Raw genomic sequence first — 22,236 nt, forward strand, 5'->3', positions numbered from 1 at the left:
GCGCCACCCCGTTCGGACCCGGCCGCCGACGCTGCCGTCCGGATCAATGTGACTTTCACGCGCTCAGACGTACTGAATGGCCCATTCATGCGTTACGGGGCGGCACCAAGATGTCGAGAAACGCCGTACAGCTCGCACTGTGGCGACGCCCTGGCAGTTGGACAACGGAGATCGTGCGATGGATCGTCGGCTCGATGGGCAGGTAGACGAGGCTCGCGAACGACATCATCGGCACCACCAATTCCGGGATGACGGTGATGCCGAGTCCCGCCGCGGTCAGGCCCGCCACGGCGGCTACGTTGTGCGCCTGAACCGACGGTCCGACATCGACTCCCGCGTTTTCCAGTGCCAATCGCACGTGCGACGCGATGCTCGATTCCGGGCCGAAGGCTATGAACGGCTCGTCGGCGAGGTCGGTCCATCCCAGGCTTTTGCGCTGCGCCAGAGCGTGATTCGACGGTAGCGCGCACACGAATGCGTCGGTGCTGACTGTCGTACGCATCAAATCGTTCGCTCGCCCCGAGGCAGCAACCACCGCGAAATCCACGGAACCGTCACGGACGGAGGCCACGACGTCGTCGCGCAGGCCGTCCTTGATGTGCACCGAGACGTCGGGATGGCTGTCGCGGAATCCGACGATGTACGGCGGGAGGAACGTCGCTGCGATCGACGGTAGGCACGCGATGGTGACGGTTCCGCGGTCGCCCGAGACGAAGCGCCCGATCTGCTCCAGGCCGTCATCGAACTCGAGCAAGACCCGACGGGCATAGGCCGTCACGTCGTGTCCATCACCGGTGAGGTCGACGCTGCGGGTGGTGCGTACGAACAGTCGCACGCCCAGGCGGCGCTCCGCCTCGGCGACCGTGCGACTGAGGTTCGGTTGTGAAACCCCGAGGGACGCCGCCGCCGAGGTGAAGCTCGCGAGATCGGCCAGCGCCACGATGGCCCGTAGGTGTGCGATGCCGAGATTGATGCTCACAGCGAATGAATCTATACCCAACTGATGTTGGACTGCGTAAGTGATCTGCACAACACTCGACGTATTCGATGAAGGAGATCACATGCTGTCACTGCTCGGCTTCGGGACGATTGCCGTCATCCTGCTGCTGTTGTTCACCCAACGCGTCGCAGCCATCGTTGCGCTCGCGGGTGTCCCACTCGCTGCTGCGTTCCTGGCCGGCAACTCACCGTCCGAGGTGGCAGGGTTCGTCAAGGACGGGCTGGGTGGAGTGGTGGGCGTCGCGGCCATGTTCCTGTTCGCGATTGTCTTCTTCGGGATCATGCGCGACGCAGGTCTGTTCGATCCCATCATCGCCCGCATCGTGCGCTGGGCAGGTAGCGCCCCGCCGACCGTCGCAGTCGCGACCACTGCCCTCGCCGTGGTGGCTCACCTCGACGGTGCCGGCGCAACCACGTTCCTGATCGCCGTCCCCGCCATGCTGCCGATCTACGAACGTCTCGGTATGAGCAGACTCGTTCTGGCCACCTGCGTCGGTCTCGGTGCAGGAGTGATGAACATGGTCCCCTGGGGTGGTCCGACTGCTCGCGCTGCAGCAACTGTGGGTGTCGACGCCAACGAACTGTGGGTCCCGCTGATTCCTGCGCAGATCGGCGGGGTCGTGTTGGCACTGGGTGCTGCCTACTACCTGGGTCGGCGTGAGCGGACCCGTCTGGCCAAGGTTGCCGCGGGCGATGCGTCGGCCGTCGTGGAGGAGTCGACGGCGCGAGTCGCCGAACGCGTATCCGTGGGATCCGGGGATACCGGATCCGCGGTCGGTAACGCGAACGAGGACCCCGGCAGCCCGTCGACCGGCGCGGACGATTCGGACGGTCCGGCAACCGCGTCGAGTGACCGAGCGCTGCTGCGACCGAAGTTGTTCTGGGTCAACGCCTTCCTGGTAGTCGCGACGTTGGCTGCGTTGATCGCCGCCGTCGCCCCTCCGGAAACCTGCTTCATCATCGCCACTATCGTGGCGCTCCTCGTCAACTACCGCGGAATGAAGGCCCAGTCCGCCCGCATCGAGGCCCACGCCGTCGGCGCGATGCTGATGGTCGGCACGTTGTTGGCTGCAGGGGTACTACTCGGTGTGCTCGACGGCAGCGGCATGATCGAGTCGATGGCAGTAAGCGCAGCGAATGCCATTCCGGACGCTATGGCCCCAGCCTTACCGCTCATCGTCGGCGTGTTCGCCGTCCCGATGAGCCTGATCTTCGGCCCGGACGCCTACTACTTCGGCGTGCTGCCGGTCCTCATCGAGGTGGGTGACCAGTTCGGCGTCAGCGCAATCGATCTGGCGCAAGCCTCGATCATCGGTGAGGAAACGGTCGGATTTCCGATCAGCCCGATGACCGGCGCGTTCTACCTTCTGGTGGGTCTCGCGAAAGTCGACATCGGCAAGCACATTCGGCACACGCTGGGGTGGGCGTGGCTGATCAGTCTCGGCATGCTCGGCGTTGCCATGGCCACCGGCGCGATCCCCCTGTGGTCGTCATGAGTCGCGACGGAACGATCCGGCTCGGGGCCGGAGCAGGCTTCGCCGGCGACCGCATCGACCCGGCACAGGTCTTGGCTGAGCGCGGTGGGCTCGACTATCTCATCTTCGAGTGCCTCGGTGAGCGGACGGTTGCAACCGGGCAAGCCCGAAAATTGCTCGATCCCAAAGCGGGCTACGACCCTCTGTTGGCAGCGCGCATGCGTGCAGTTCTCGGGGCGACGACGGAGCAGGGCATCACCGTTGTCACCAACTCCGGAGCCGCGAATCCTGTTGCGGCAGCCGCGGTCGTCGCGCAGGTGGCGGAGCAGGTGTGCTCGCGTTCGGTGCGCGTCGCTGCTGTCACCGGCGACGACGTGCTCGACGCGGTGGGTCGCATCGATCCGGTGGTGTGGGAGACCGGACGCCCGCTGTCGGAGCATTCCGAGGAACTGGTGTCGGCCAACGCGTATATCGGGGCCGATGCGGTACTGCCCGCTCTCGACGTCGGTGCCGACGTGATCATCACGGGCCGTCTCGCCGATCCGGCGCTGTATCTCGCACCTCTGATGCACGAATTCGGTTGGGCCGGGCAGGATTGGGAGACACTCGGTGCAGGGACGGCCGTCGGGCATCTTCTCGAATGCGCGGGCCAGCTGACCGGTGGTTACTTCGCCGACCCGGTCACCAAGCCGGTGCAGGGTCTGGCACATCTGGGATTTCCTTTCGGTGACGTACGTGCCGATGGCGCAGCAGAATTCGGCAAAGTCGACGGTACCGGCGGGGAGTTGACGCGGCGAACGTGCGCCGAGCAGTTGCTCTACGAGGTGGGCAATCCCGCCAGGTATCTGACGCCGGACGTGACCGCCGATTTCACCGGAGTCTCCTTCGAGACCGTCGGACCCGATCGGGTGGCGGTGTCGGGGGCGACGGGCAGCATGCGGCCCGAGGAGCTGAAGGTGACTCTCGGATTCCGCGGCGGTTGGCTCGGTGAGGGGCAGATCAGCTACGCCGGGCCACGCGCACTGCAGCGTGCGGAGCTCGCCGGAGAGATTGTGCAGCAACGACTGTGGGAGGTGCACGGCATTCCGGCCGAGAATGTGGGGATCGAGTACATCGGGGCGGGTGCGGCATTCCGCGGACTTGCTGCCCCAACCGATGTCCCAGAAGTGCGATTGCGCGTCACGGCAAAGGTGCCCAACGCGGAGACAGCCTCGTTGGTGGGGTGGGAAGTCGAAAGTCTGTACACCAACGGCCCGGCCGGGGGAGGTGGCGCACGGAGCAGCAGCGCCGAGGTTCTCGCGATCAGATCGTGTCTCATTCCACGTGCACAGGTAACGACCGCTGTACACACCACGGAGGTGACGGTATGACGACTGTCGACGATCTCGCCGACGTGCGAACCGGGGACAAGGGCGACACCCTGATCCTCGCTGTCTTCCCGCGGACAGACCAACACTACGAGCTACTGGCCCGCGAACTGACTGTAGATGCCGTCGCTACGCATTTCGCACCGCTGGTCACCGGAGACGTGCGCCGCACTGCAATGCCTCTGGTCTCCGGGTTGGTGTTCGAGCTACCCGGCGTGCTCGGTGGGGGAGTGACGGGTAGCCCGGTGCTCGACGGACACGGCAAGTGTCTGAGCTATCACCTGATGAGTATGACTGTGGGCGAGCAGATCTAGCCGAGTTGCTCGACCTCGGCGTCGGGCAACACCGGTAGCGCAACCGGATACAACTGAAAGGTTCCGCTCATTCCTTTGAGTTCGACGTCTCGCGGTGTACCGAGAGTCAGATCATGCGCCGTGCCGATGGCATTGCGCATCGGTTCGCTGACCAGAATTTCACCGCCGTCGGCCTGGCCCGCCACTCGTGCTGCCATGGCCACGTTGAGTCCGAAGAGGTCGTCACCGCGTCGCACGGAACTGCCCACGTGTACGCCCATGCGTACGCGGATGCGGTCCCAGCGGTCGGGGTTCTTCAGCAGCGCCTCTTGGACCTTCACCCCGCAGCGCACCGCTTGGGCAGGGTCGGAGAAGGCGATCATGTAGCCGTCGCCTTGGCTCTTGACCACGTGACCTCCGTGGTCGTCGACGTGTTTGCGGATCAGCTTGTTGTGCTTCTCGAGCAGCTTCACCCAGCCGCGGTCGCCGAGTTCCTCGTTGCGTGCGGTGGACCCCTCGATGTCGGAGAACATCACCACGATGTCGCCGTCGGCCGTCATGCGTGCCAAGTCGGGTCGTTCCACCTTGGCCCAGCCGGCGAGGTCTTCGACGGAGTTGCGGACCGTTGCGCCGAAACCCTTGTTGATGAGTAAGTCCGTCGTGTGAAAGGCGGTCCTGATCGCGAAGGGGACCAGGCCTCGTCGCTTTCGGCGTTGCCGGGATTCGAGAGCGCGGTCGAGTGCTCGGCGCGTGTGCTTCAGCTTGCGACGCGAGACGATCAAGACCACACCGAGCGCGATGATGGCGGCGAGCTCGACTCCGGCAACTATCCACAGGATCACGTCGCTCATCCTTGTCTGTCGACCGCAACCGTGGGCGCACATCCGACGGCGAATTGTCGGCGATACGCCGTAGGGGTCACCGCGAATGCTGAGCGGAAGTTTTGGCGAAGAGTAACAGCGCTGCCGAATCCGCAGAGGGCAGCAATGTTCTCGATACTGCGATCGGTCGTTTCGAGCAGGCTCCGAGCTTCCTCGAGTCGTTTGTCCAGCACCCAGCGAGCGGGGGTGGACCCTGTCGCGAGCTGAAACTGGCGGATGAAGCTGCGTCGGCTCATGCGCGCGCGTTCGGCCAGTCGCTCGATGGGCAACGGCTCGTCCAGTCGTTCGAGTGCCCAGCTCTGTACGTCGGCGATCGTGGTGTCTCCGGCTGCTTCGACGACCGGACGTTCGATGTACTGCGCTTGTCCGCCGTCGCGATGGGGTGCGACCACCAGGCTGCGCGCCACCCGCGTCGCCGCAGCCGAACCGAGGTGCTTGCGGACGATGTGGAGGCAGGAATCGATCGACGACGCAGTGCCCGCAGAGGTCATCACGTCACCGTGGTCGATGTAGAGCACGGACTCGTCGACGCCGGCGTGTGCGTTCCGCTCCCGCAGCTCGGGCATTTTCGTCCAGTGTGTGACGGCGGGGCGGCCGGCGAGCAGGCCGGTGTCTGCGACGGCAAAGGAACCGAGACATAGACCCGCGATCTCTGCGCCTCGCGTATGCGCTCCGCGAAGTGCGTTCGAGAAGTCGGTATCTATGTGCGGCAACGACTCCGGCCAGGACGTCACGATGACGATGTCGGCCCAGTCGACGGTATCGGGCCCAGCGATCTCGCCGACCGGAAACCCCTCCTCGGTGCGGATCGACCCGGCTTCGTCGGACCACACCCGCGTCTCCCAGTCCGGGGCGAGCCCGAGTCGGGTCACCTCGCCGAACACCATCAGCGGCGCAGCGAGGTGGAACATCGTGATGCCATCGAACGCGTAGAGCGCGATGCGCATGGCTGACTCCGATCTCGAACGTTGGCGCAAATCCATCGAAAGTATGCATCCGTGCCACTCGTGCTCGCAAGGCCGCCACCGCAGGATGAGAGGCGACCGAGATCGCCAGTCGAAGGAGAACACCATGACCGCACCGCGTAGAGCCTTGATCGTCATCGACGTTCAGCAGGAGTACTTCGAGGGTGTGTTGCAGATTCAGTACCCGCCCCGCGACGAGTCGTTGGCCAACATCGTTCGCGCGATCGAAGCGGCTGCGGCGCAGGATCTTCCCGTCGCGATCGTCCAGCACGAAATGCCCGAGGGCGCGCCCGCATTCGTCAAGGGCACCCCGACGTACGAGCTGCACCCCGATATTCAGGCGCTCGTGCAGCCGTCCTTCGAGCGGGTCGAGAAGAAGTACAGCAGCGTGTTCGCCGGAACTGGCATCGCGAAGTGGCTGCAGGGCAACGACATCGACACCGTCACCATCGTCGGCTACATGACCAACAACTGCGACCTCGCCTCCAGCGCCGACGCCGAGGCACTGGACCTGACCGTCGAGATCCTGTCCGACGCCACCGGCGCGATCAACCTGTCGAACGAGGCGGGCACTGTGTCCGCCGAACACCTGCACAAGGCTTTGATGGTGCTCCTGCAGTCGAACTTCGCGGCCGTCGCCTCCACCGACCAGTGGATCGACGCCGTCAAGAACGGAAACGAGCTCACCGCAAACAATCTGGTGGTCTCCGCGGCTCAGGGCAACGACGCGGTGGCCTGAGCTTCTACACTTTCCACGTGACTGCGCGGGCGATTACCGATCGGACCCTCGGTGCATGGGTGATCAAGTGCAATCCGCACAAGACCGATCTCGCACCGATGGTCCGAGCTGGACGTGCGCACGAGCACTGGTGCGTCGCTGACAACTACCGAACGCGTCTGATGGCACCTGGTCAACCGGTGCTGTTCTGGGTCAGTGCTCATCCGAGACGCGGAATCTGGGGTGCCGGTCGGTTGACCGGCACCCCGGTCCCCGGCCCGCAGTGGAAGATCTCGACGAACATCGCCTTGTTCGACGAGCCGATCCTCGCGTCGCATATTCGGTCCGTCGCATCATTGTCGAATCTCGAGGTGTTTCGATCGCCGCAGCAATCGAATCCGTCCTGGCTCGACGCGTCCGCGTGGGCGTCGATCCGACCGATGCTGCCTCTCGAATGATGTGATGGCGGTATGGCACTGGAAGACGAGCCGACGCAGCACGGGATGTTGGATGTCGGGGACGGTCAACGCATCTACTGGGAGCAATGGGGTCCGTCCGATGGCGTGCCGGCGGTCTACCTGCACGGTGGACCAGGCGGGACCCTGAATGCCAGTCAGTTTCGTCGCCATTTCGACCTGACCCGTGTTCGCGCAGTCGGATTCGAGCAGCGTGGGTGCGGGCGGTCCACTCCGCACGCGTCGGACCCCTCGACGTCGTTGGACACCAACACCACTGCGCACCTGATCGCCGATATCGAACTCCTGCGCGAGCACCTCGGCGTCGAGGCGTGGATCGTCAACGGCGCGTCATGGGGATCGACCCTCGCTCTTGCCTACGCCCTCGAACATCCGACGCGTGTCCTCGGTGTCGTCCTGTTCGCCGTCACCACGACCGGCCGTGCGGAGGTCGACTGGATCACCGAGGGCGTCGGCGCGATCTTCCCCGAAGCCTGGGATCGGTTCGCAACCTTCGCCGAGCAGTCGGGCGTCGGTTATCGACGGGGCCGAGGCCGAATCGTCGACGCTTACGACCGACTGATGAATTCGCCCGATCTCTCGTTGCGCGACAATGCATCCCGAGAGTGGGCATTGTGGGAGGACGTCCACATATCGATCGGCACCGGCGGTATGAGACGCGATCCCAGGTGGGAGGATGACCGGTTCCGTCTGGCTTTCGTGCGACTGGCCGCGCACTACTGGTCGCACGACGGGTTCTGCGATCCGCCTCTGCTCGATCGCGCCGACGGTTTGCGTGATGTCCCGGGTGTCCTGATCCACGGCCGAAAGGACATCTCGGGACCCGCTGTCACGCCGTGGCGTCTACACCGACGTTGGCCCGGGTCGACACTCGTCGTCGATGAGGGGGACGGGCACGGGGGCAGGTCCATGGCGGCGCGCTGGGACGCTGCGAACGATGCATTGACCAACCGGGCCCTGCAGGAGCCGAATGGTGCATGATCGAGAGGTGACTTCTTTCCCGATCATCGACCTGACTCCCGACGAGTTGCTGACCACGACGCGCACCGTTCGCAAGCGCCTGGACCTGACGCGGCCGGTGCCTATGGAGCTGATCAAGGAATGTCTCGAGATCGCTCTGCAGGCACCGTCCGGCTCGAACAAGCAGGGTTGGCAGTGGATCGTCGTCACCGATCCTGATCTTCGTGCCCGCATTGGTGCGATCTACGGCGAACTGTTCACCGCGTATCAGGCCTCCAAGCATTCCGCGTCGGCGCTGTTCGCAGACGACCCGGAACGCGCCTCGGTGCAGAAGCGCGTCGGAGACAGTGCGAGCTGGCTCGGCGAGCACATGGGCGAGGTGCCGGTGCTGCTCATTCCGTGCATCCAGGCCGGCAAGACCCTCCCGGCCGGAAATCAAGCCGGTCTGTGGGGCTCACTCCTGCCCGCTGTGTGGAACTACGCCCTGGCTGCGCGGGCGCGTGGTCTCGGAACGGCCTGGACGACAATCCATCTCGCCAAGGAAAGAGAGATCTCCGAGCTGCTCGGCATCCCCGAGGACTTCCATCAGGGTGCGCTGATTCCCACGGCGTACTACACGGGTGAGACGTTCAAGGTCGCTCCGCGGGATCCGATCGAAACGGTGCTGCACGTGGATCGTTGGTAGGCGGATCGATCACGTACGCAAGTAGGCCACCACAGCCATGACGCGTCGGCTCATGCCGGTGGAGTTCGCCAAACCGAGTTTGTCGAACACGGCGTTGATGTGTTTCTCGACCGAGCTCAGCGAGAGGTACAGATCGGCTGCAATTCGTGCGTTGGTCAGACCTTGCGCCATCAGCTCGAGTACCTCGCGCTCGCGCGGAGTGAGTCGGTCGAGGGGATTCGATCGGCGGGTACGGGACAACAGCTGTCGTACCACTTCCTGATCGAAGGCCGTTCCGCCATCGGCCACCCTGTCCAAGGCGTCCAAGAACTCGTCGACCTGCGCGACGCGATCCTTGAGCAGGTAGCCGACCTTGCCGCCTGATCCGCCGATCAGCTCTGCCGCGTAACGGTTTTCGACGTACTGGGAGAGTACGAGCACCGCCACCTCCGGCCATCGATCGCGAATCGTCAGTGCTGCCCGCAGGCCGTCGTCGCTGTGACCGGGTGGCATTCGCACGTCGGTGACGACGATGTCCGGACGATCTTTTTCCACGGTAACCAGGAGCTCATCGGCGTCGCCCACGGACGCGATCACGTCGTGGCCTTCGTCGACGAGAAGGCGGACCAGACCCTCACGCAACAACGTCGAGTCCTCCGCGACGATCACCCGCACGGAACGCTCACCGTCACGACAGTCGGGCCGCCGACCGGGCTGTGCACGCTCAGCGCGCCGTCCACGGCTGCGACACGGCGGACCAGACCGGACAAGCCGGTGCCGGACGGATCGGCACCTCCTGGCCCATCGTCGGTGACGGTTGCCAGCACGCGGTCGAACCTCTGGTGAGTGATGTCGACCTTCAGCAGCTTCGGGCAGGCGTGCTTGGCGGCGTTCGTCACGGCCTCCGAAATGACGAAATACAGGACCGACTCCACAGCGGGACGCAGCCTCTTCGGCAGTCCGTAGGTGAGTCGAACCGGAACACCGGTTCGCTCGGACATCGCTTCGACAGCTGCTCGCAGGCCGTCCTTGTCCAGCGCAATCGGGTACACCCTGTTGGCGACCTCGCGTAGCTCGTCGATCGCCTCCTGCGATGTGGCCTGGGCTTGAGTGAGGAGTTCGTGCATCTTGTCGGGTTTCTCGGCGCGGCGGGCACGGCCGATGAGCATCCCCAGGGCCACCAGGTGCTGCTGTATGCCGTCGTGCAGGTCGCGCTCGATGCGACGGCGTTCGTCGTCGATGGCATCGACCACGTGATCGCGGCTGCTCGTCAGCTCCGCCACGCGTCGATGCAGAATCCGTTCGGTTTGTCGTCCGAGTACCTGGACGGCGTACCAGCGGTCCAACGCTCCCACCCCTGCCACTCCAGCGATCGCGACGAAGATCAGGAGGATCCCGGGCAGCGACACCAGCGCTACGAGTCCGCCGTCGACTCGGTCGACGTTCTCGATCAGGCCCCAGCTGCCGCTGAGGACCCATGCCGAGATCATCGAGCCGGCCACGACGAGACACAGCGTGAGCAGCAGGACCACGCCGACACCGAGTAGCCCGATCGTCCAGCGCGTTGCGAGATACCAGCGACAGCGGTGAGGGGCCGCGACATCGGTGCGGAGTGTGCCGTGGAAGCGGACGATTCGCCGAGTATCCCACTCGCTCAACGCGAGTGCACCTGAATCGACTGCAGCCCTCACCAGCGCTCCCCGCCGGCCGAGGAGGCGCGCCGACGCGAGGGCGAGTATCGCTGCCACGGTGAACAGAACTGCCGAGACCGCGGTGACACCGCCGAGAAGTACCCCTGTAAGCGACGCCAGCCAGTGCCTGGCAACCGAGCTCACGGCAATTCGATCCGCCAGGTCGGGTGGATTCACGACGTGGTTTCCCTGCACCCGAGCAGCGTAGCGAGGTACGTCGCCGCTGACATTGCGGTAAACCGCAGGATGTCGACGGGGGAGCCCGCATGAACGGTCGACGGTTTTCCTCGGTGTCGCCCGTTCGGTGAACTTCTAGCGTTTTCGGTGGCCGTCTCGACCGGAGACGCCACCGACGAACAGGGGAATGAATATGTCCGACTTGCTGATTGCTGCACCTGCTGACACCGAGCAACTCGACGGGCTGGCCGGATGGGCGGTCGGCGTCATGGACGCACTCGGCGGCCCCGGTGCCGCCGTCGTCGTCGGTGCCGACAACCTGTTTCCGCCGATACCGAGCGAACTCGTTCTGCCCCTTGCCGGATTCTCGGCCAGTCAGGGCGTGTTCTCCTTCGGTGCTGCGCTCTTCTGGACGACGCTCGGCTCGGTCCTGGGCGCGATCATCGTCTACGCGGTGGGTGCGCTCATCGGACGCGAGCGCACGCGGGCACTGGTGGCGCGAATCCCGCTGATCAGGGCCACCGACTTCGACCGATCCGAGGTGTGGTTCACCGAGCACGGCTCGAAGGCAGTGTTTCTCGGCCGGATGGTCCCGCTGTTTCGCAGCTTCATCTCCCTGCCCGCCGGGATCGAGCGGATGGGGATCGGGAAGTTCCTCGTGCTCACCACACTCGGCAGCCTGATCTGGAACACCATCTTCGTCACCGCGGGATATCAGCTGGGCGAGAACTGGCACCTGGTCGACGCCTACGCCGAAATTCTGCAGAAGATCGTCATCGTCTCGGTCGCAGTTGCTTTCGTCGTGTTCGTGGGTGTGCGGTTGCGGTCTCGTCGCCGGGCCGGGCTGTGACGAACGACCGACGGGAACTACCTGGGCAGCCCCATTTTGTACTGCAGGGCGTAGGCCAGCTTGCCTGGTTTGTCGTCCGAGTACGGGGCCGAGAGCTTTCCGAATTCTCCCCTGGTGGCTGCCTTACCGTCGTTCCACGCGTTCAGCGCGCCGAGTTCCGCTGCGGTGCGGCCACTGTCGATCACCGCGTCTTTGGGAGCCGCGACCTGTGCACGCGACACCGCCTCGACGGTGCTGAGGTAGCTCGTCAGGTTGTTGCTGTCCCAGCCGCTGGTGTCGACGGCACCCGAGTCGCGAACCCATGCACCCCAATAGAATTCCTGGAAGGGGATGGTTCCGGGGGTGAAGCCGATGTCGCGGGCGAAGTACGTCAGGCTGCGGTACTTGTCGTTCTGGAACTTGGCGAGACCGACTCCCGACGGGAGTTGTTCCACCGGAACCTCGTTGCCGTCGACGTCGTAGTTCCACACCCACTTCTCGGCCTTCATCCGCGCCCAGAAATCGGCTGTGCTCAGGTCACTGAGGTTCGCGACCACCCGCAGGCGAAGGTGCAGATTCGGTCCACCGTCGGCCGTTTCGTAGAACGAGGTCAGCGTGTGGTGACCGTCGGTCAGGTACGGCACGCCACCCGGACCGATGACGACAGTCTTCATCGGTGCGATGGTGTCGGGCGTTTCCAGACCGACGGGGACGGTGCAGGTGAACGACGACGGATTGTCCAGTCGCGCATCGGGCAACGCGGACGCGGCCTCTTCCTGGCCGTTGGCCTCGCACCAGTCGTCGAACTTCTTGTTGATCTCGTCTTTGCCGAGCGTGTATCGGCCGAGCTTGTAATACACCTCGTCGTACCCGAGCGAGGGTTGCGTCGCGCGCACCTCACCGATCGGCAGATCGAGAAGCTCACCCGCTTCGGCACATCGGTAGCCGAGGCCCGCGGACGATCCGGTGGGAAGCAGGTCTGCGACCTGACACAGCGGCGACGCCGTGCGTGCCGGCGCGGCCGTGGCAACGCTGGTCATCGACGCGGATACGACAGAGATCAATGCGAGCGTGCCCAGCAGGGCTGCTCTACGACGCGAGACCATTCGGTGAAACTCCTCTGAGTTCGAGTGAAGTTCTCCGAGAGTGCAGCCCGCGGGTCACCGGTCGATGTCGCAGAGCCGAACCGGAGGTGTTCGAGAGGTGAACGCAGCGCGCCGGTCAGCGATCCTCGCGCAACATCGCGTAGACGAGGGTGTCGGTCCATTCGCCCTTGCACCGCCAGTTCTGCCGGAAGTGCGCTTCCTGACACATCCCGACCCGCGCGGCCAGTCGGGCAGAGGCGTCGTTCCGGCCGTCCAGCTGTGCGCTGACGCGGTGGATCTGGGGTAACGAGAACACGTGCTCGATCAAGGCGGTGACCGCCTCGGTGGCGTACCCGCGGCCCGCAACGTCGGGGGAGAACGTCCAGCCGAGTTCGACAAGAGCTGGGGAACCGTCGACCAACCACGCCTCGACATTTCCCACCACCGTTCCCTCGTGCTCGGCGACCATCGCGAGTGCTTGGGTGTGCAGTCCGATTCGCTTCATTCGTTTGCCCACCGCAGCAACCGCATCGGTGTGTGTCCACGCTTCGTGGAGCAGATAGCGGCAGACTTCCGGGTCGCTGTAGTAGGCGAGGATCCTGTCCGCATCGGCGGGTTCGTACAGACGAAGGGTCAGGCGCTCGGTGTGGATGGGCTCGACGGTCATATGTCCGATTCTGCCCGACTTGTATTCACGCTGATTCGAACCCTGGTCCAGGACCCGACGTGTGATGGATGGTGGTGAGTCGAACCTGCCCGCACTCAACCGGAAGGCCTGTAGCCATGGTCATGACGTCGTATGCCGCTCCCGCGGGACCCGCGGACGCGAGCGACAGCGATGCCTCCGACATCGGCTCCGTACCCGTCTCGCCGAAAGGGTCTGCGTGGCAGCGGTACCGCTGGACCGTCGTGCGCGCCTTGTCGCCGGTCGTCCTCCTCGTTCTGTGGCAGATCGCCAGCGCTGCCGGAGTTCTCTCCGAACGAGTGCTGCCTGCACCGTCACTGATCTTCGATGCAGGTCTGGAATTGCTGCGCAACGGCGAACTGGCGAACGCCCTGGCCATTTCCGGAACTCGCGTAGTCCAGGGGCTCGTGCTCGGTGGGGTGATCGGGGTGGCGCTCGGAGCGCTCGTCGGACTGTCCAAACTTGCCGAGGCAACCGTCGACCCGCCGCTGCAGATGCTGCGCGCGCTACCGCACCTCGGTCTCATCCCGCTGTTCATCCTGTGGTTCGGAATCGGGGAGACTCCCAAGATCCTGCTCGTTGCTCTCGGAGTCGCATTTCCGTTGTATCTGAACACGTTCTCGGCGATCCGCCAGATCGATCGCAATTTCCTCGACACGGCCGTCGTACTCGGTTTCTCGTGGCGTCAGCGGTTCACCACGATCATTGCGCCGAGCATCGCCCCGCAACTGCTGGTGGGACTTCGTCAGTCGTTGGCCATTGCGTGGTTGTCGCTGATCGTGGCCGAGCAGATCAACGCCGAATCCGGGCTCGGCTACATCATTAACAACGCGCGCGATTTCCTGCGGGTGGACACCATCATCTTCGGGCTAGTCGTCTACGCCCTGATGGGAATCGCCACCGACGGCATCGTCCGAATCCTCGAAAAACGAGCTCTCCGTTACCGATTGGATGCTTGATTCATGACCTCGACGACGACCTCGGTCGCCACGCTGCGCGGCATCGACAAGTTCTACGGTGCCAGTCACGTGTTGAAGGGTGTCGACCTGTCCATCGAACGCGGCGAGATCGTCTCGCTGGTGGGACGATCCGGCTCCGGTAAGTCAACGATTCTGCGTGTTCTGGCCGGCCTGTCGACGGACCACACCGGGGAGCGGCATGTCGCCGGGCATCCCGCGGTGGCGTTCCAGGAACCGCGGCTGTTTCCGTGGCGCTCGGTCCGCCAGAACGTCTCCTACGGGCTCAACACAGCCGGCGTGACGGGGAACGAAGCGTTGACAGCTGCGGATGCGACCCTCGACGAAGTCGGCCTCGCCGACAAGCGCGACGCATGGCCGATGACGTTGTCCGGCGGCCAAGCTCAGCGCGCCGCACTCGCCAGAGCATTGGTGGGCGAGCCGGAGCTGCTGCTGCTCGACGAGCCGTTCGGCGCTCTCGACGCGCTCACCCGGCTGTCCATGCAGTCGCTGCTGCTCGACCTGTGGGGTCGGCACCGATTCGGCATCCTCCTGGTCACGCACGACGTCGACGAGGCAATTGCGTTGGGAGACCGGGTGTTGGTGCTCGACGGGGGTGGCGTGGCCGAGACCGTCACCATCGACCTGCCTCGTCCACGCGACCGAGGAACAGCCGGATTCTCTCGCATCCGCACCCATTTGCTCTCCGCCCTCGGCGTTCACTGAGTAATCAATTCCTCTCATAAGAAGGATCTTTCACGCATGTCGTCATACGCTCGTTCCCGATCGCTGCGCGCCGTAGGGATACTCGCTGCCCTGTCCCTGACGGTTGTCGGACTCACCGGTTGCGTCTCCCGCGGCAGCGACACCACAACCACCGAAGCGCCCGAACTCGTCTCGAACGACCAGCTCGCTACCGTCACCCTCGACGTCGGCGACCAGAAGGGTGGCACCGAAGCCCTGCTTCGTGCGTCGGGGGAGTTGGACTCTGCGCCGTACGACGTTGCGTTCTCCACCTTCACGTCCGGTCCGCCGCAGGTGGAGGCCGCAACGGCCGGTCAGATCGACTTCGCGGTCACGGGTAACACACCCCCGGTGTTCGGAGTCGCAGCCAACGCGCGCATCAAGGTCGTCTCCGCCTACACCAACGATGCGAGTGGCGATCAGATTCTGGTGCCTGCCGATTCGACTCTCGCGTCGTTCGCAGACCTGCGGGGCAAGAAGATCGCAGTGGGCAAGGGAAGTTCGGCGCACGGCCATGTACTGCTGCAGTTGCAGAAAGCCGACTTGACCACCGACGACGTTCAGTTGGTCTTCCTCCAGCCTGCGGATGCGCTGACGGCATTCACCTCGGGTGAGGTCGATGCCTGGGCGATCTGGGATCCGTTCACCGCGATCGCGCAGGTCCAGAACGGCTCGAAGACGCTGACCACCGCCGAGGGCGTGGCCAACGGCTACGGCTTCGGTATCGCCTCGCAACAGGCGCTGGACGACCCCGCGAAGAACACTGCGCTGCAGGACTTCGTCGTTCGTCTGGCCAAGGCATCCGCCTGGGCGAACGCCAACCCGGCCGATTGGGCGGCGGCGTACTCCACGGCCGTCGGCATCGACCCTGCCGCCGGTGAATTGGCTCAGGGACGAAGCCAGCGACCCGCAATTGCGCTCGACGACACGGTGATCGAGTCCGAGCAGGCACTCTTCGATGCCTTCGTCGAGAGCGGAAGCATTCCCGGCGGCAACACGTTCGCGGACTTCGTCGACACGCGGTACGCCGACGCCATCGCCGACGCCACCCTCTCCAGCAACTGACGAGCCACCAACTGATCACCCACCACGTCGTAGGAGTTCACTCGTGACCGCACGCATCTTCTGGTTCCTTCCCACCGCGGGCGACGGCCGTTCCATCGTCGGTGCCTCCCACGCATCCGGTAACCTCCGCGAACCCGCCGGGTTTCGTCGCCCGTCGCTGCGCTACCTCACCGAGGTGGCGCAGGCTGCGGACCGACTCGACTTCGAGGGCGTGCTGACTCCGACGGGAACCTGGTGCGAGGATGCGTGGCTGACCACGGCTGCTCTACTGCAGAGCACCCGACGGCTGAAGTTCCTCGTCGCCTTCCGTCCCGGCCTCACACCGCCGACGTTGGCGGCGCAGCAGGCGGCGACGTTGCAGCGCTTCTCGGAGGGACGGGTGTTGTTCAACATCGTTACCGGCGGCGACGACGTCGAGCAGCGTCGGTTCGGGGACTGGATAGACCACGATCGTCGCTACGCTCGCACCGACGAGTTTCTCGAACTCGTCCAACGCATCTGGACCGAGCCGTCGGTCGACCACAAGGGCGAGTTCTTCGAGGTGGCCGATGCACGGGTGTCCGAGGCACCGGATCCGTTGCCGGAGTTCTGGTTCGGTGGTTCGTCCGAGCCGGCTCTCGAGGTTGCGGCCAAGCGAGTGCAGACGTACCTGACGTGGGGCGAGCCGCCGGCCGACGCTCGCGCCAAGATCGAGAAGGTACAGGCGCTCGCGGACGCCGAGGGCCGCAAGCTCACTTACGGCATTCGCCTGCACACCATCAGCCGTGACACGTCCGAGGAGGCCTGGGCTGTCGCGCAGAAGCTTCTCGACGAGCTTCCCGAGGATCAGGTGTCCCAGGCTCACGCACTGCACTCGTCCTCGCAGTCCGAGGGGCAGCGCCGGATGGCCGCGTTGCACGGCGGCAGCAAGGATTCGCTCGAGATCTACCCCAACCTGTGGGCGGGTGTCGGACTCGTTCGCGGCGGAGCCGGGACGGCCCTGGTCGGTTCGCACGAGGAGGTTGCGAACCTGATCGGCGAATACCATGATTCAGGCTTCGACGAGTTCATCCTCTCGGGCTACCCGCACCTGGAAGAGGCGTATCACTTCGCCGAGGGTGTTCGACCGATCCTCGACGCCAGAGGAGTCACCGTTCCGGCCAGGTGATCTCGGCGGCGCAGGCGTCGCTCACACGGCCGTCGGCGCGAGAACGATGTCGAATTGCACTCTCGACCAGGTGTTTTCTCCGAGGTCGCGACCGTCGGGGGTGCGGGTTCCGGCAGGCTGTTCCACGAAGTCCTTGACGAGGGAGTCCTTGACGCCGAACACCGAGTCGCGATCGAGCAGTTCGTCGCCGCGTACGAAGATGTGGGTGATCAGTGTCCGTTGACCCTCGGCGGTGACCATGAAATGCAGGTGCGACGCCCGCATCGGCGAGCGTCCTGCGGCGTCGAGCATCCGCCCGACGGGTCCGTCGAACGGGATGGGGTACGGAGTCGGGGTGAGGCCCCAGAACGCAAACTTTCCGTTCTCGTCGGAGAACAGGTGACCGCGGGCGGCGACCCGTCCGTCCGAATACTGGACGTCGTAGAAGCCGTCGTCGTCGGCCTCCCATACTTCGATCCGAGCATTCGCAACGGGGTCGCCTGCGATATCGGTGACGGTTCCCTCGACCCAGCAGGCCTGGCCCGGTGCGCCGTGGGAGATGTCCCCTCCCGACTCGATGGCGGGGGCGTCGTCGACGAAGAACGGACCGAACACCGTCGACTCCGTCTCGCCTGCGATCGCTTCGTTGTTGACGGTCACGGTCTGCATCGAGGCCCCGAAAACGTCGGAGAGCAGAATGAATTCCTGACGTCGGTCATCGGTGATGTGACCGACCTCGGTGAGGAACTCGATGGCCGTGTTCCATTCGTCCTGCGTCAGCCGGACCTCTCGGATGAACGCGTGGAGATGCTCGGTCAATCCCGTGAGCAGTTCTCGCAGTCGCGGATCGGGGGTGTCGGCGAAACTGGCGACGACCTTGTCGGTCAGTGCCCGCTCCCGGCTGCTCTGCTCGGCGGAGATGTCGGTGCGACTGTCGATACCCATGTCAGCGTCCCTCGTTCTCGGAAGTCGTTCCGGCCCAGGCGTTACGGAGCAGTATCATGAGCGATTCAGCAGTGACCGGCCGCGGATTGGAGGCGGGAGCCGCGTCGAGAACGAGTGCGACGGCCTCATCCAGATCGGACTCGTTCATCCCGTAGTCGCGCAGCGCGGTAGGTGCGTCGAGTTCGGTTCGGAGCGACCACAGTCCCTCGACTGCAGTGCTGCTCCCGAAGGCACTCGCGATGCGCTGCTCGGCCGTCGGTGCATACGGAGCGTTGTATTCGAGTACGTGTGGCAGCACGATCGCATGGGTTTGGGCATGCGGCATGTTGTACGTGCCGCCGAGCACATGACAGATCTTGTGGTGCAGTCCGGACCCTGCGGACGCGAAGGCGACCGCGGAAAGGTAAGCGCCGTACAGGGTTTGCTCATGGCCGGATTGGCTGGCGGAATCTCGTTTGATGTCTCGAAGTCCGCTGGACAGTGCAGTGATGGCCTCCACCGCGAGCGTCGAGTTGATCGGATCCGCGCGCGGAGCCCACATCGAGTCGACGGAATGCGCCAGAGCGTTGAGTCCCGACGCCACGCTCAACTCCACCGGCAGGGTCAACAGCGAGAGCACGTCGTAGATCACGGTGGTGGGGAGCACCCGCGCGTCGACGCCGGTGGTCTTGCGCGAGGACTCGGTCAGTCCCCACACGTTCGTGGCTTCCGAGCCCGCGTACGTGGTGGGAACGGCGACGATGGGGATACCGCTGGTGAGGGCGACGGCTTTCGCCAGGCCGGTGGTCGACCCGCCTCCGATGCTGACCAGCAGATCGATGTCGTGCTCGTGAGCTGCGGCTCGCGCCTTCTCCGCCGTCTCGATCGGAACATGCTGGACCACTTCGGAATACATCAGTCGCGGCTCGATCTCGCTGCATACCGAGTTGGCCAGATCGGTCTCGGCGGGGCCGGCGATCACCATGACGGAGGTGGCACCGAGTCGAGCGACCTCGGCAGCGAGATTCGATGCTGCTTTGCCTGCTCCGAACAGAACGCGTTGTGCGAGTGAATCGTGCTCGAATTCGAGCATCCGTGCCTCCGGTGTGTCAGTGAGCCGAGTGAGTGTCAGTGCGAGGGGCGCGGAGTCGGCTGGTAGGCGAGGAGCAGCCACTGGTCGTTCTCCTTGACCCACACGGCGATCGAGTTGTTCACCAGTTCCTTCTCGGTGCCGTTGGCGGTGATACTCGCGTTCATCTCACCGACCACCACTGCGGTGTCGCCCGAGACCAGAATGTCGTCGGTGGGGTGGTCGATGCGGTGGTAGACGTAGAAGCCCGAGGTGACCTTCTGAAGGTACGACTCGACGGTATCGCGGCTGCCGTCGGAGTGGGTGTAGACGAGGTTCGGGTGGCAGCAGCTGGTGAAGGCATCGAGGTCGCCGTCGACGATCGCCGTGTAGCGCTTGTTCTCGAGCTCGGAGATCGTGGCCTTGATGGCGTCGATGTCGAGTTCCTGGGCCTGTGTCATGGGTTCTCCTGAAAAGTCGAGCGGCTGCAGGTGTGCCGGTGGTGATGACGGTAGGCAGCCGGACGGTGAGTGTCAACTGTCACAGAACACTCTCGACCGTGACGAAACGGTCTTCCTGTACTTCGGTCGGTGCGAGACCGCCATATTTTTCGCCGAGTAAGTCCAGCTAGAGGCATCTCTATTCCCGGCAGAAGTGGCCCACAGCATTGCGTGCTTGACAAAGTGACCCACTGCACAGTTCAATCAGGACAGGACATTCATGCAGCATTGGTGGACATTCTGAAGCTCTATGTTCGCCTGCTTGTGCACAGCCGAGTTTCACGCAGCGAAACATCCCGCTGGATTCACAACCCTCATCGCCCGATCAACGGAGAACTCTCGTGACATCACATGGTCAATCGGCTGGGGGACCCGCGCCCTCGACGGGAATCGGGCCCACTCCCGGCAACGAACGATCGACGGCAGGCGGACTGCGCGCGGCCCTGAGCGGACGAGCCAGAGGTGCCGTCGCCATCGGAATCGCCACCGTCGTTCTGTTCCTGATCAGCGCAGTACTCGCGCCACAGAGTGTCAGCGGCGGGGCGATTTCCGCGATGCTGCCGTTCGCCGCGATCCTGGCGGTCGTCGCGATCGGGCAAACCCTGGTCGTGCAGCAAGGCGGTATCGATCTGTCGGTACCGGGCGTGTTCTCCCTGTCCGTGGTCGTGGTCACCAAACTCGCGAGCAGCGGCACACCCGGCGCGATCTTCCTGGCAGTTGCCGCGGCCTTTCTCATCGCTGCGGTGGCCGGAGCCGTCTCGGGCTTCGTCGTCGCGCGGTTGAACGTGGCACCGATCGTCGCGACCCTCGGCATGAATGCGCTCCTCATCGGTGCGACCTGGGCGGTCTCCGAGGGTGCCGCCCGCCGTACTCCGACCGGACTGTCCGATGTCATCGGATCGACGGTGCTCGGAGTTCCGGTGACCGTCGTCGTCGCGATCGTCCTGACCGTCGTCGTCGGGGTCGTCGTTCGCCTCACCCCGACCGGACGCATCTTCGAGGCCGTCGGTGCCAATCCGCGGGTCGCCGTCGCGGCCGGTATTGCCCCGTTGCGTTACACACTGGGCGCGTACTCCGTTGCGGCAGTGCTGTATGCCGTCGCCGGCGTGCTGCTGACCGGCATCGTGAACACCCCTGGAATCAGTGAGGGCAACACCTACCTGCTGCCGTCGGTGGCTGCCGTCGTTCTCGGTGGCACATCGCTGCTCGGCGGTAAGGGCAGTGTGCTCGCCTCGTTGATCGCGGCAGTCTTCTTCACTCAGGTCGACCGGTTGGCCTCGACTCTGGGACTCGCCTACGGCTGGCAGATCCTCATCCAGGCTCTCGCGCTCGGTCTCGGTGTCGCCTTCCACAGCGGTTTCCGGCCCGGCGGCAAGCGTCGCGCCCCGGCCGTCGAGGAACCCAGGAAGCCGGTCGAGGTGGCATGACCGCCGGCACACGGCACCTGGCCCGTTACGACATTCGTTCTTCCCCCTTGACTCGAGGACATCATCGATGAAGCTCACGACCTACACCCTGCGGATGCTCACGCTGCTGCCCGTTGCTGCCCTGATCGCGGGCTGTTCGGTGGGCGGCTTCGAGACCGTGTCCAGCAGCGAGCCACGGCCGGACTGGTGCGGTCCCAACGAGGCCGTCATCGGGTTCGCCGACGGTAGCGGCGGAAACAGTTGGAAGCGAACCAATTTCGCTGAGTTGCAGGACGAGCTCGCCAAGTGTTCGTCCGTCACGGACTTCATCACCACCGATGCCCAGGGTGACACTCAGAAGGCGATCGCCGACATCAAGAGCCTCGGCGCTCAGGGCGTCGACGGCATGCTGGTGTTCCCCGACGCAGGACAAGCGATTCTTCCGGCGCTGCGCTACGAGTACAAGGCCGGTGTCGCCGTCGTTCCCTATCGGATATCTCCTGGTGGGTCCGAGGGCTCGGAGTACACCACGTTCGTGGCCGCCGACTTCGGCGCTATCGGCCGGTTGTACGCCGAGTGGCTGGTGAAATCGCTGCCGAACGGGGAAGGAAATGTCCTCTTCCTCGGCGGACCGCCCGCGAACTCCCAGGATCTCGCGGAGTACGAAGGCATGCAGGAAGTCCTGGTCGATCATCCGGGCATCAAGTTGATCGGCGACCAACCGTTCACCGTCACCAACTGGACGCCCGCGGAAACCCAGCAGGCCACCTCGACCATGCTCTCGCGTTTCCCCCAGATCGACGCGGTGATGACCGACTTCGCCGCGACCAGCATCATGACGGCATTCCAGCAGGCCGGACGCCCGCTGCCGCTGATCGCGTCGGCCGACTCCAACGGACTGTCCTGCCAGTACGCGCAGCTCAAGGACGCCAATCCCGGGTTCGAGTTGTTCACGGTCACCTCGCAGACCTACATGGTGCGCCTCGCCGTCCAACACGTCGTGGCCGAAGCGACCGGGGGCATCGCACCCGAGTCCAAGGTCGATGTGCCGGTGGCGTTCGAGGATTCGATCAGCGCCGAACCGAGCGCGCCGATCTGCAACCCGGCTCTACCCGAGGATGCCCTCCTGTCCAGCACCCTCGATCCGCAACGCATCGGAGAGGTTCTGCAATGACACGTCC

24 protein-coding genes are annotated in these 22,236 nt (G+C 64.6%); 14 read left to right on the plus strand and 10 right to left on the minus strand.

Annotation, left to right across the window (positions count from 1 at the left end):
* Positions 1–85: 85 nt before the first annotated feature.
* Positions 86–979: a LysR family transcriptional regulator gene (locus CH296_RS17770; protein ID WP_094685379.1), complete on the minus strand. Its 894-nt coding sequence runs from the start codon at positions 977–979 to the stop codon at positions 86–88.
* An 82-nt stretch (positions 980–1,061) separates the two neighbouring features.
* Here CH296_RS17770 and CH296_RS17775 point away from each other — a divergent pair, with 82 nt between their 5' ends.
* From CH296_RS17775 to CH296_RS17785, 3 genes are read left to right on the plus strand one after another with little or no spacing between them, the layout of a single operon-like run.
* Positions 1,062–2,495 (plus strand): CitMHS family transporter, encoded by a 1,434-nt coding sequence (locus CH296_RS17775; protein WP_094658099.1) that lies wholly within the window; start codon positions 1,062–1,064, stop codon positions 2,493–2,495.
* The gene (locus tag CH296_RS17780; RefSeq protein ID WP_094685380.1) at positions 2,492–3,844 is read left to right on the plus strand and encodes an acyclic terpene utilization AtuA family protein; all 1,353 of its coding nucleotides are present in this window, start codon (positions 2,492–2,494) and stop codon (positions 3,842–3,844) included. The genes CH296_RS17775 and CH296_RS17780 overlap by 4 nt, the downstream gene beginning before the upstream one ends.
* Positions 3,841–4,155, plus strand: a complete 315-nt coding sequence (locus CH296_RS17785; protein ID WP_094685347.1) for a hypothetical protein — start codon at positions 3,841–3,843, stop codon at positions 4,153–4,155. The genes CH296_RS17780 and CH296_RS17785 overlap by 4 nt, the downstream gene beginning before the upstream one ends.
* Here CH296_RS17785 and CH296_RS17790 read toward each other — a convergent pair.
* Both CH296_RS17790 and CH296_RS17795 read right to left on the minus strand, forming a co-directional pair.
* A complete protein-coding gene (locus CH296_RS17790) occupies positions 4,152–4,985 on the minus strand; it encodes an adenylate/guanylate cyclase domain-containing protein (RefSeq protein WP_179277756.1) in 834 nt (277 codons plus the stop codon). The two genes, CH296_RS17785 and CH296_RS17790, sit on opposite strands and share 4 nt — an antisense overlap.
* On the minus strand, positions 4,982–5,962 hold the full coding sequence (locus CH296_RS17795; RefSeq protein WP_094685348.1) for a GlxA family transcriptional regulator: 981 nt from the start codon (positions 5,960–5,962) through the stop codon (positions 4,982–4,984). Before CH296_RS17795 ends, CH296_RS17790 begins: the two co-directional genes overlap by 4 nt.
* 124 nt (positions 5,963–6,086) lie before the next feature.
* Between CH296_RS17795 and CH296_RS17800 the strand changes: the two genes are divergently transcribed.
* From CH296_RS17800 to CH296_RS17815, 4 genes are read left to right on the plus strand one after another with little or no spacing between them, the layout of a single operon-like run.
* On the plus strand, positions 6,087–6,719 hold the full coding sequence (locus CH296_RS17800) for an isochorismatase family protein (RefSeq protein ID WP_094685382.1): 633 nt from the start codon (positions 6,087–6,089) through the stop codon (positions 6,717–6,719).
* Between the two features lie 17 nt (positions 6,720–6,736).
* Entirely contained in the window at positions 6,737–7,156 is a 420-nt protein-coding gene (locus CH296_RS17805; RefSeq protein WP_256980487.1) for an EVE domain-containing protein, read from the plus strand.
* Between the two features lie 12 nt (positions 7,157–7,168).
* A complete protein-coding gene (locus CH296_RS17810) occupies positions 7,169–8,155 on the plus strand; it encodes an alpha/beta fold hydrolase (RefSeq protein WP_094685349.1) in 987 nt (328 codons plus the stop codon).
* Positions 8,156–8,162: 7 nt separating this feature from the next.
* The gene (locus CH296_RS17815; RefSeq protein WP_032395119.1) at positions 8,163–8,819 is read left to right on the plus strand and encodes a nitroreductase family protein; all 657 of its coding nucleotides are present in this window, start codon (positions 8,163–8,165) and stop codon (positions 8,817–8,819) included.
* A gap of 9 nt (positions 8,820–8,828) precedes the next feature.
* Here the strand turns inward: CH296_RS17815 and CH296_RS17820 are convergent, their stop codons facing one another.
* Positions 8,829–9,473, minus strand: a complete 645-nt coding sequence (locus CH296_RS17820) for a response regulator transcription factor (RefSeq protein ID WP_094685350.1) — start codon at positions 9,471–9,473, stop codon at positions 8,829–8,831.
* Complete coding sequence (locus CH296_RS17825; protein WP_256980488.1) at positions 9,464–10,666, minus strand: sensor histidine kinase; 1,203 nt, start codon at positions 10,664–10,666, stop codon at positions 9,464–9,466. Before CH296_RS17825 ends, CH296_RS17820 begins: the two co-directional genes overlap by 10 nt.
* A 193-nt stretch (positions 10,667–10,859) precedes the next feature.
* Here CH296_RS17825 and CH296_RS17830 point away from each other — a divergent pair, with 193 nt between their 5' ends.
* Positions 10,860–11,516, plus strand: coding sequence for a DedA family protein (locus tag CH296_RS17830; protein ID WP_094685352.1), 657 nt, complete (start codon positions 10,860–10,862; stop codon positions 11,514–11,516).
* Between the two features lie 17 nt (positions 11,517–11,533).
* Here the strand turns inward: CH296_RS17830 and CH296_RS17835 are convergent, their stop codons facing one another.
* The gene (locus tag CH296_RS17835) at positions 11,534–12,601 is read right to left on the minus strand and encodes a ParB/Srx family N-terminal domain-containing protein (RefSeq protein ID WP_094685353.1); all 1,068 of its coding nucleotides are present in this window, start codon (positions 12,599–12,601) and stop codon (positions 11,534–11,536) included.
* Positions 12,602–12,716: 115 nt separating this feature from the next.
* Positions 12,717–13,247: a GNAT family N-acetyltransferase gene (locus CH296_RS17840; protein ID WP_094685354.1), complete on the minus strand. Its 531-nt coding sequence runs from the start codon at positions 13,245–13,247 to the stop codon at positions 12,717–12,719.
* 122 nt (positions 13,248–13,369) lie between these two features.
* Between CH296_RS17840 and CH296_RS17845 the strand changes: the two genes are divergently transcribed.
* The 4 genes from CH296_RS17845 to CH296_RS17860 are packed head-to-tail and all read left to right on the plus strand — an operon-like array spanning position 13,370 to position 17,177.
* Entirely contained in the window at positions 13,370–14,224 is an 855-nt protein-coding gene (locus tag CH296_RS17845) for an ABC transporter permease (RefSeq protein WP_094685384.1), read from the plus strand.
* A gap of 3 nt (positions 14,225–14,227) precedes the next feature.
* On the plus strand, positions 14,228–14,947 hold the full coding sequence (locus CH296_RS17850) for an ABC transporter ATP-binding protein (RefSeq protein WP_094685355.1): 720 nt from the start codon (positions 14,228–14,230) through the stop codon (positions 14,945–14,947).
* Positions 14,948–14,983: 36 nt separating this feature from the next.
* A complete protein-coding gene (locus CH296_RS17855; protein ID WP_094685356.1) occupies positions 14,984–16,030 on the plus strand; it encodes an ABC transporter substrate-binding protein in 1,047 nt (348 codons plus the stop codon).
* A 43-nt stretch (positions 16,031–16,073) separates the two neighbouring features.
* Positions 16,074–17,177 (plus strand): LLM class flavin-dependent oxidoreductase, encoded by a 1,104-nt coding sequence (locus CH296_RS17860; RefSeq protein WP_094685357.1) that lies wholly within the window; start codon positions 16,074–16,076, stop codon positions 17,175–17,177.
* Between the two features lie 21 nt (positions 17,178–17,198).
* On the opposite strand, the gene CH296_RS17865 is transcribed toward CH296_RS17860, so the two are convergent.
* Genes CH296_RS17865 through CH296_RS17875 form a run of 3 tightly spaced genes read right to left on the minus strand, consistent with a single transcriptional unit; the run spans position 17,199 to position 19,610 of the window.
* Positions 17,199–18,101 (minus strand): dioxygenase, encoded by a 903-nt coding sequence (locus CH296_RS17865; protein ID WP_094685358.1) that lies wholly within the window; start codon positions 18,099–18,101, stop codon positions 17,199–17,201.
* 1 nt (position 18,102) lies between these two features.
* A complete protein-coding gene (locus tag CH296_RS17870) occupies positions 18,103–19,173 on the minus strand; it encodes a maleylacetate reductase (protein ID WP_094647365.1) in 1,071 nt (356 codons plus the stop codon).
* Between the two features lie 35 nt (positions 19,174–19,208).
* Positions 19,209–19,610: a nuclear transport factor 2 family protein gene (locus CH296_RS17875; RefSeq protein WP_094685359.1), complete on the minus strand. Its 402-nt coding sequence runs from the start codon at positions 19,608–19,610 to the stop codon at positions 19,209–19,211.
* A gap of 380 nt (positions 19,611–19,990) precedes the next feature.
* Between CH296_RS17875 and CH296_RS17880 the strand changes: the two genes are divergently transcribed.
* Positions 19,991–21,076, plus strand: a complete 1,086-nt coding sequence (locus CH296_RS17880; RefSeq protein WP_094685360.1) for an ABC transporter permease — start codon at positions 19,991–19,993, stop codon at positions 21,074–21,076.
* A gap of 67 nt (positions 21,077–21,143) precedes the next feature.
* Complete coding sequence (locus CH296_RS17885; RefSeq protein ID WP_045194166.1) at positions 21,144–22,229, plus strand: ABC transporter substrate-binding protein; 1,086 nt, start codon at positions 21,144–21,146, stop codon at positions 22,227–22,229.
* Positions 22,230–22,236 lie beyond the last annotated feature (7 nt).

It is taken from the genome of Rhodococcus sp. 14-2496-1d (assembly GCF_002259365.1).
Taxonomy (GTDB): Bacteria; Actinomycetota; Actinomycetes; order Mycobacteriales; family Mycobacteriaceae; genus Rhodococcoides.

Coding starts and splice junctions, on each gene's coding strand:
- CH296_RS17845 (WP_094685384.1), top strand. CDS start 13,370: ATGACGTCGTATGCCGCTCCCGCGGGACCCGCGGACGCGAGCGACAGC.
- CH296_RS17795 (WP_094685348.1), bottom strand. CDS start 5,962: ATGCGCATCGCGCTCTACGCGTTCGATGGCATCACGATGTTCCACCTC.
- CH296_RS17855 (WP_094685356.1), top strand. CDS start 14,984: ATGTCGTCATACGCTCGTTCCCGATCGCTGCGCGCCGTAGGGATACTC.
- CH296_RS17780 (WP_094685380.1), top strand. CDS start 2,492: ATGAGTCGCGACGGAACGATCCGGCTCGGGGCCGGAGCAGGCTTCGCC.
- CH296_RS17865 (WP_094685358.1), bottom strand. CDS start 18,101: ATGGGTATCGACAGTCGCACCGACATCTCCGCCGAGCAGAGCAGCCGG.
- CH296_RS17830 (WP_094685352.1), top strand. CDS start 10,860: ATGTCCGACTTGCTGATTGCTGCACCTGCTGACACCGAGCAACTCGAC.
- CH296_RS17800 (WP_094685382.1), top strand. CDS start 6,087: ATGACCGCACCGCGTAGAGCCTTGATCGTCATCGACGTTCAGCAGGAG.
- CH296_RS17810 (WP_094685349.1), top strand. CDS start 7,169: ATGGCACTGGAAGACGAGCCGACGCAGCACGGGATGTTGGATGTCGGG.
- CH296_RS17885 (WP_045194166.1), top strand. CDS start 21,144: ATGAAGCTCACGACCTACACCCTGCGGATGCTCACGCTGCTGCCCGTT.
- CH296_RS17775 (WP_094658099.1), top strand. CDS start 1,062: ATGCTGTCACTGCTCGGCTTCGGGACGATTGCCGTCATCCTGCTGCTG.
- CH296_RS17870 (WP_094647365.1), bottom strand. CDS start 19,173: ATGCTCGAATTCGAGCACGATTCACTCGCACAACGCGTTCTGTTCGGA.
- CH296_RS17850 (WP_094685355.1), top strand. CDS start 14,228: ATGACCTCGACGACGACCTCGGTCGCCACGCTGCGCGGCATCGACAAG.
- CH296_RS17835 (WP_094685353.1), bottom strand. CDS start 12,601: ATGGTCTCGCGTCGTAGAGCAGCCCTGCTGGGCACGCTCGCATTGATC.
- CH296_RS17790 (WP_179277756.1), bottom strand. CDS start 4,985: ATGAGCGACGTGATCCTGTGGATAGTTGCCGGAGTCGAGCTCGCCGCC.
- CH296_RS17785 (WP_094685347.1), top strand. CDS start 3,841: ATGACGACTGTCGACGATCTCGCCGACGTGCGAACCGGGGACAAGGGC.
- CH296_RS17875 (WP_094685359.1), bottom strand. CDS start 19,610: ATGACACAGGCCCAGGAACTCGACATCGACGCCATCAAGGCCACGATC.
- CH296_RS17840 (WP_094685354.1), bottom strand. CDS start 13,247: ATGACCGTCGAGCCCATCCACACCGAGCGCCTGACCCTTCGTCTGTAC.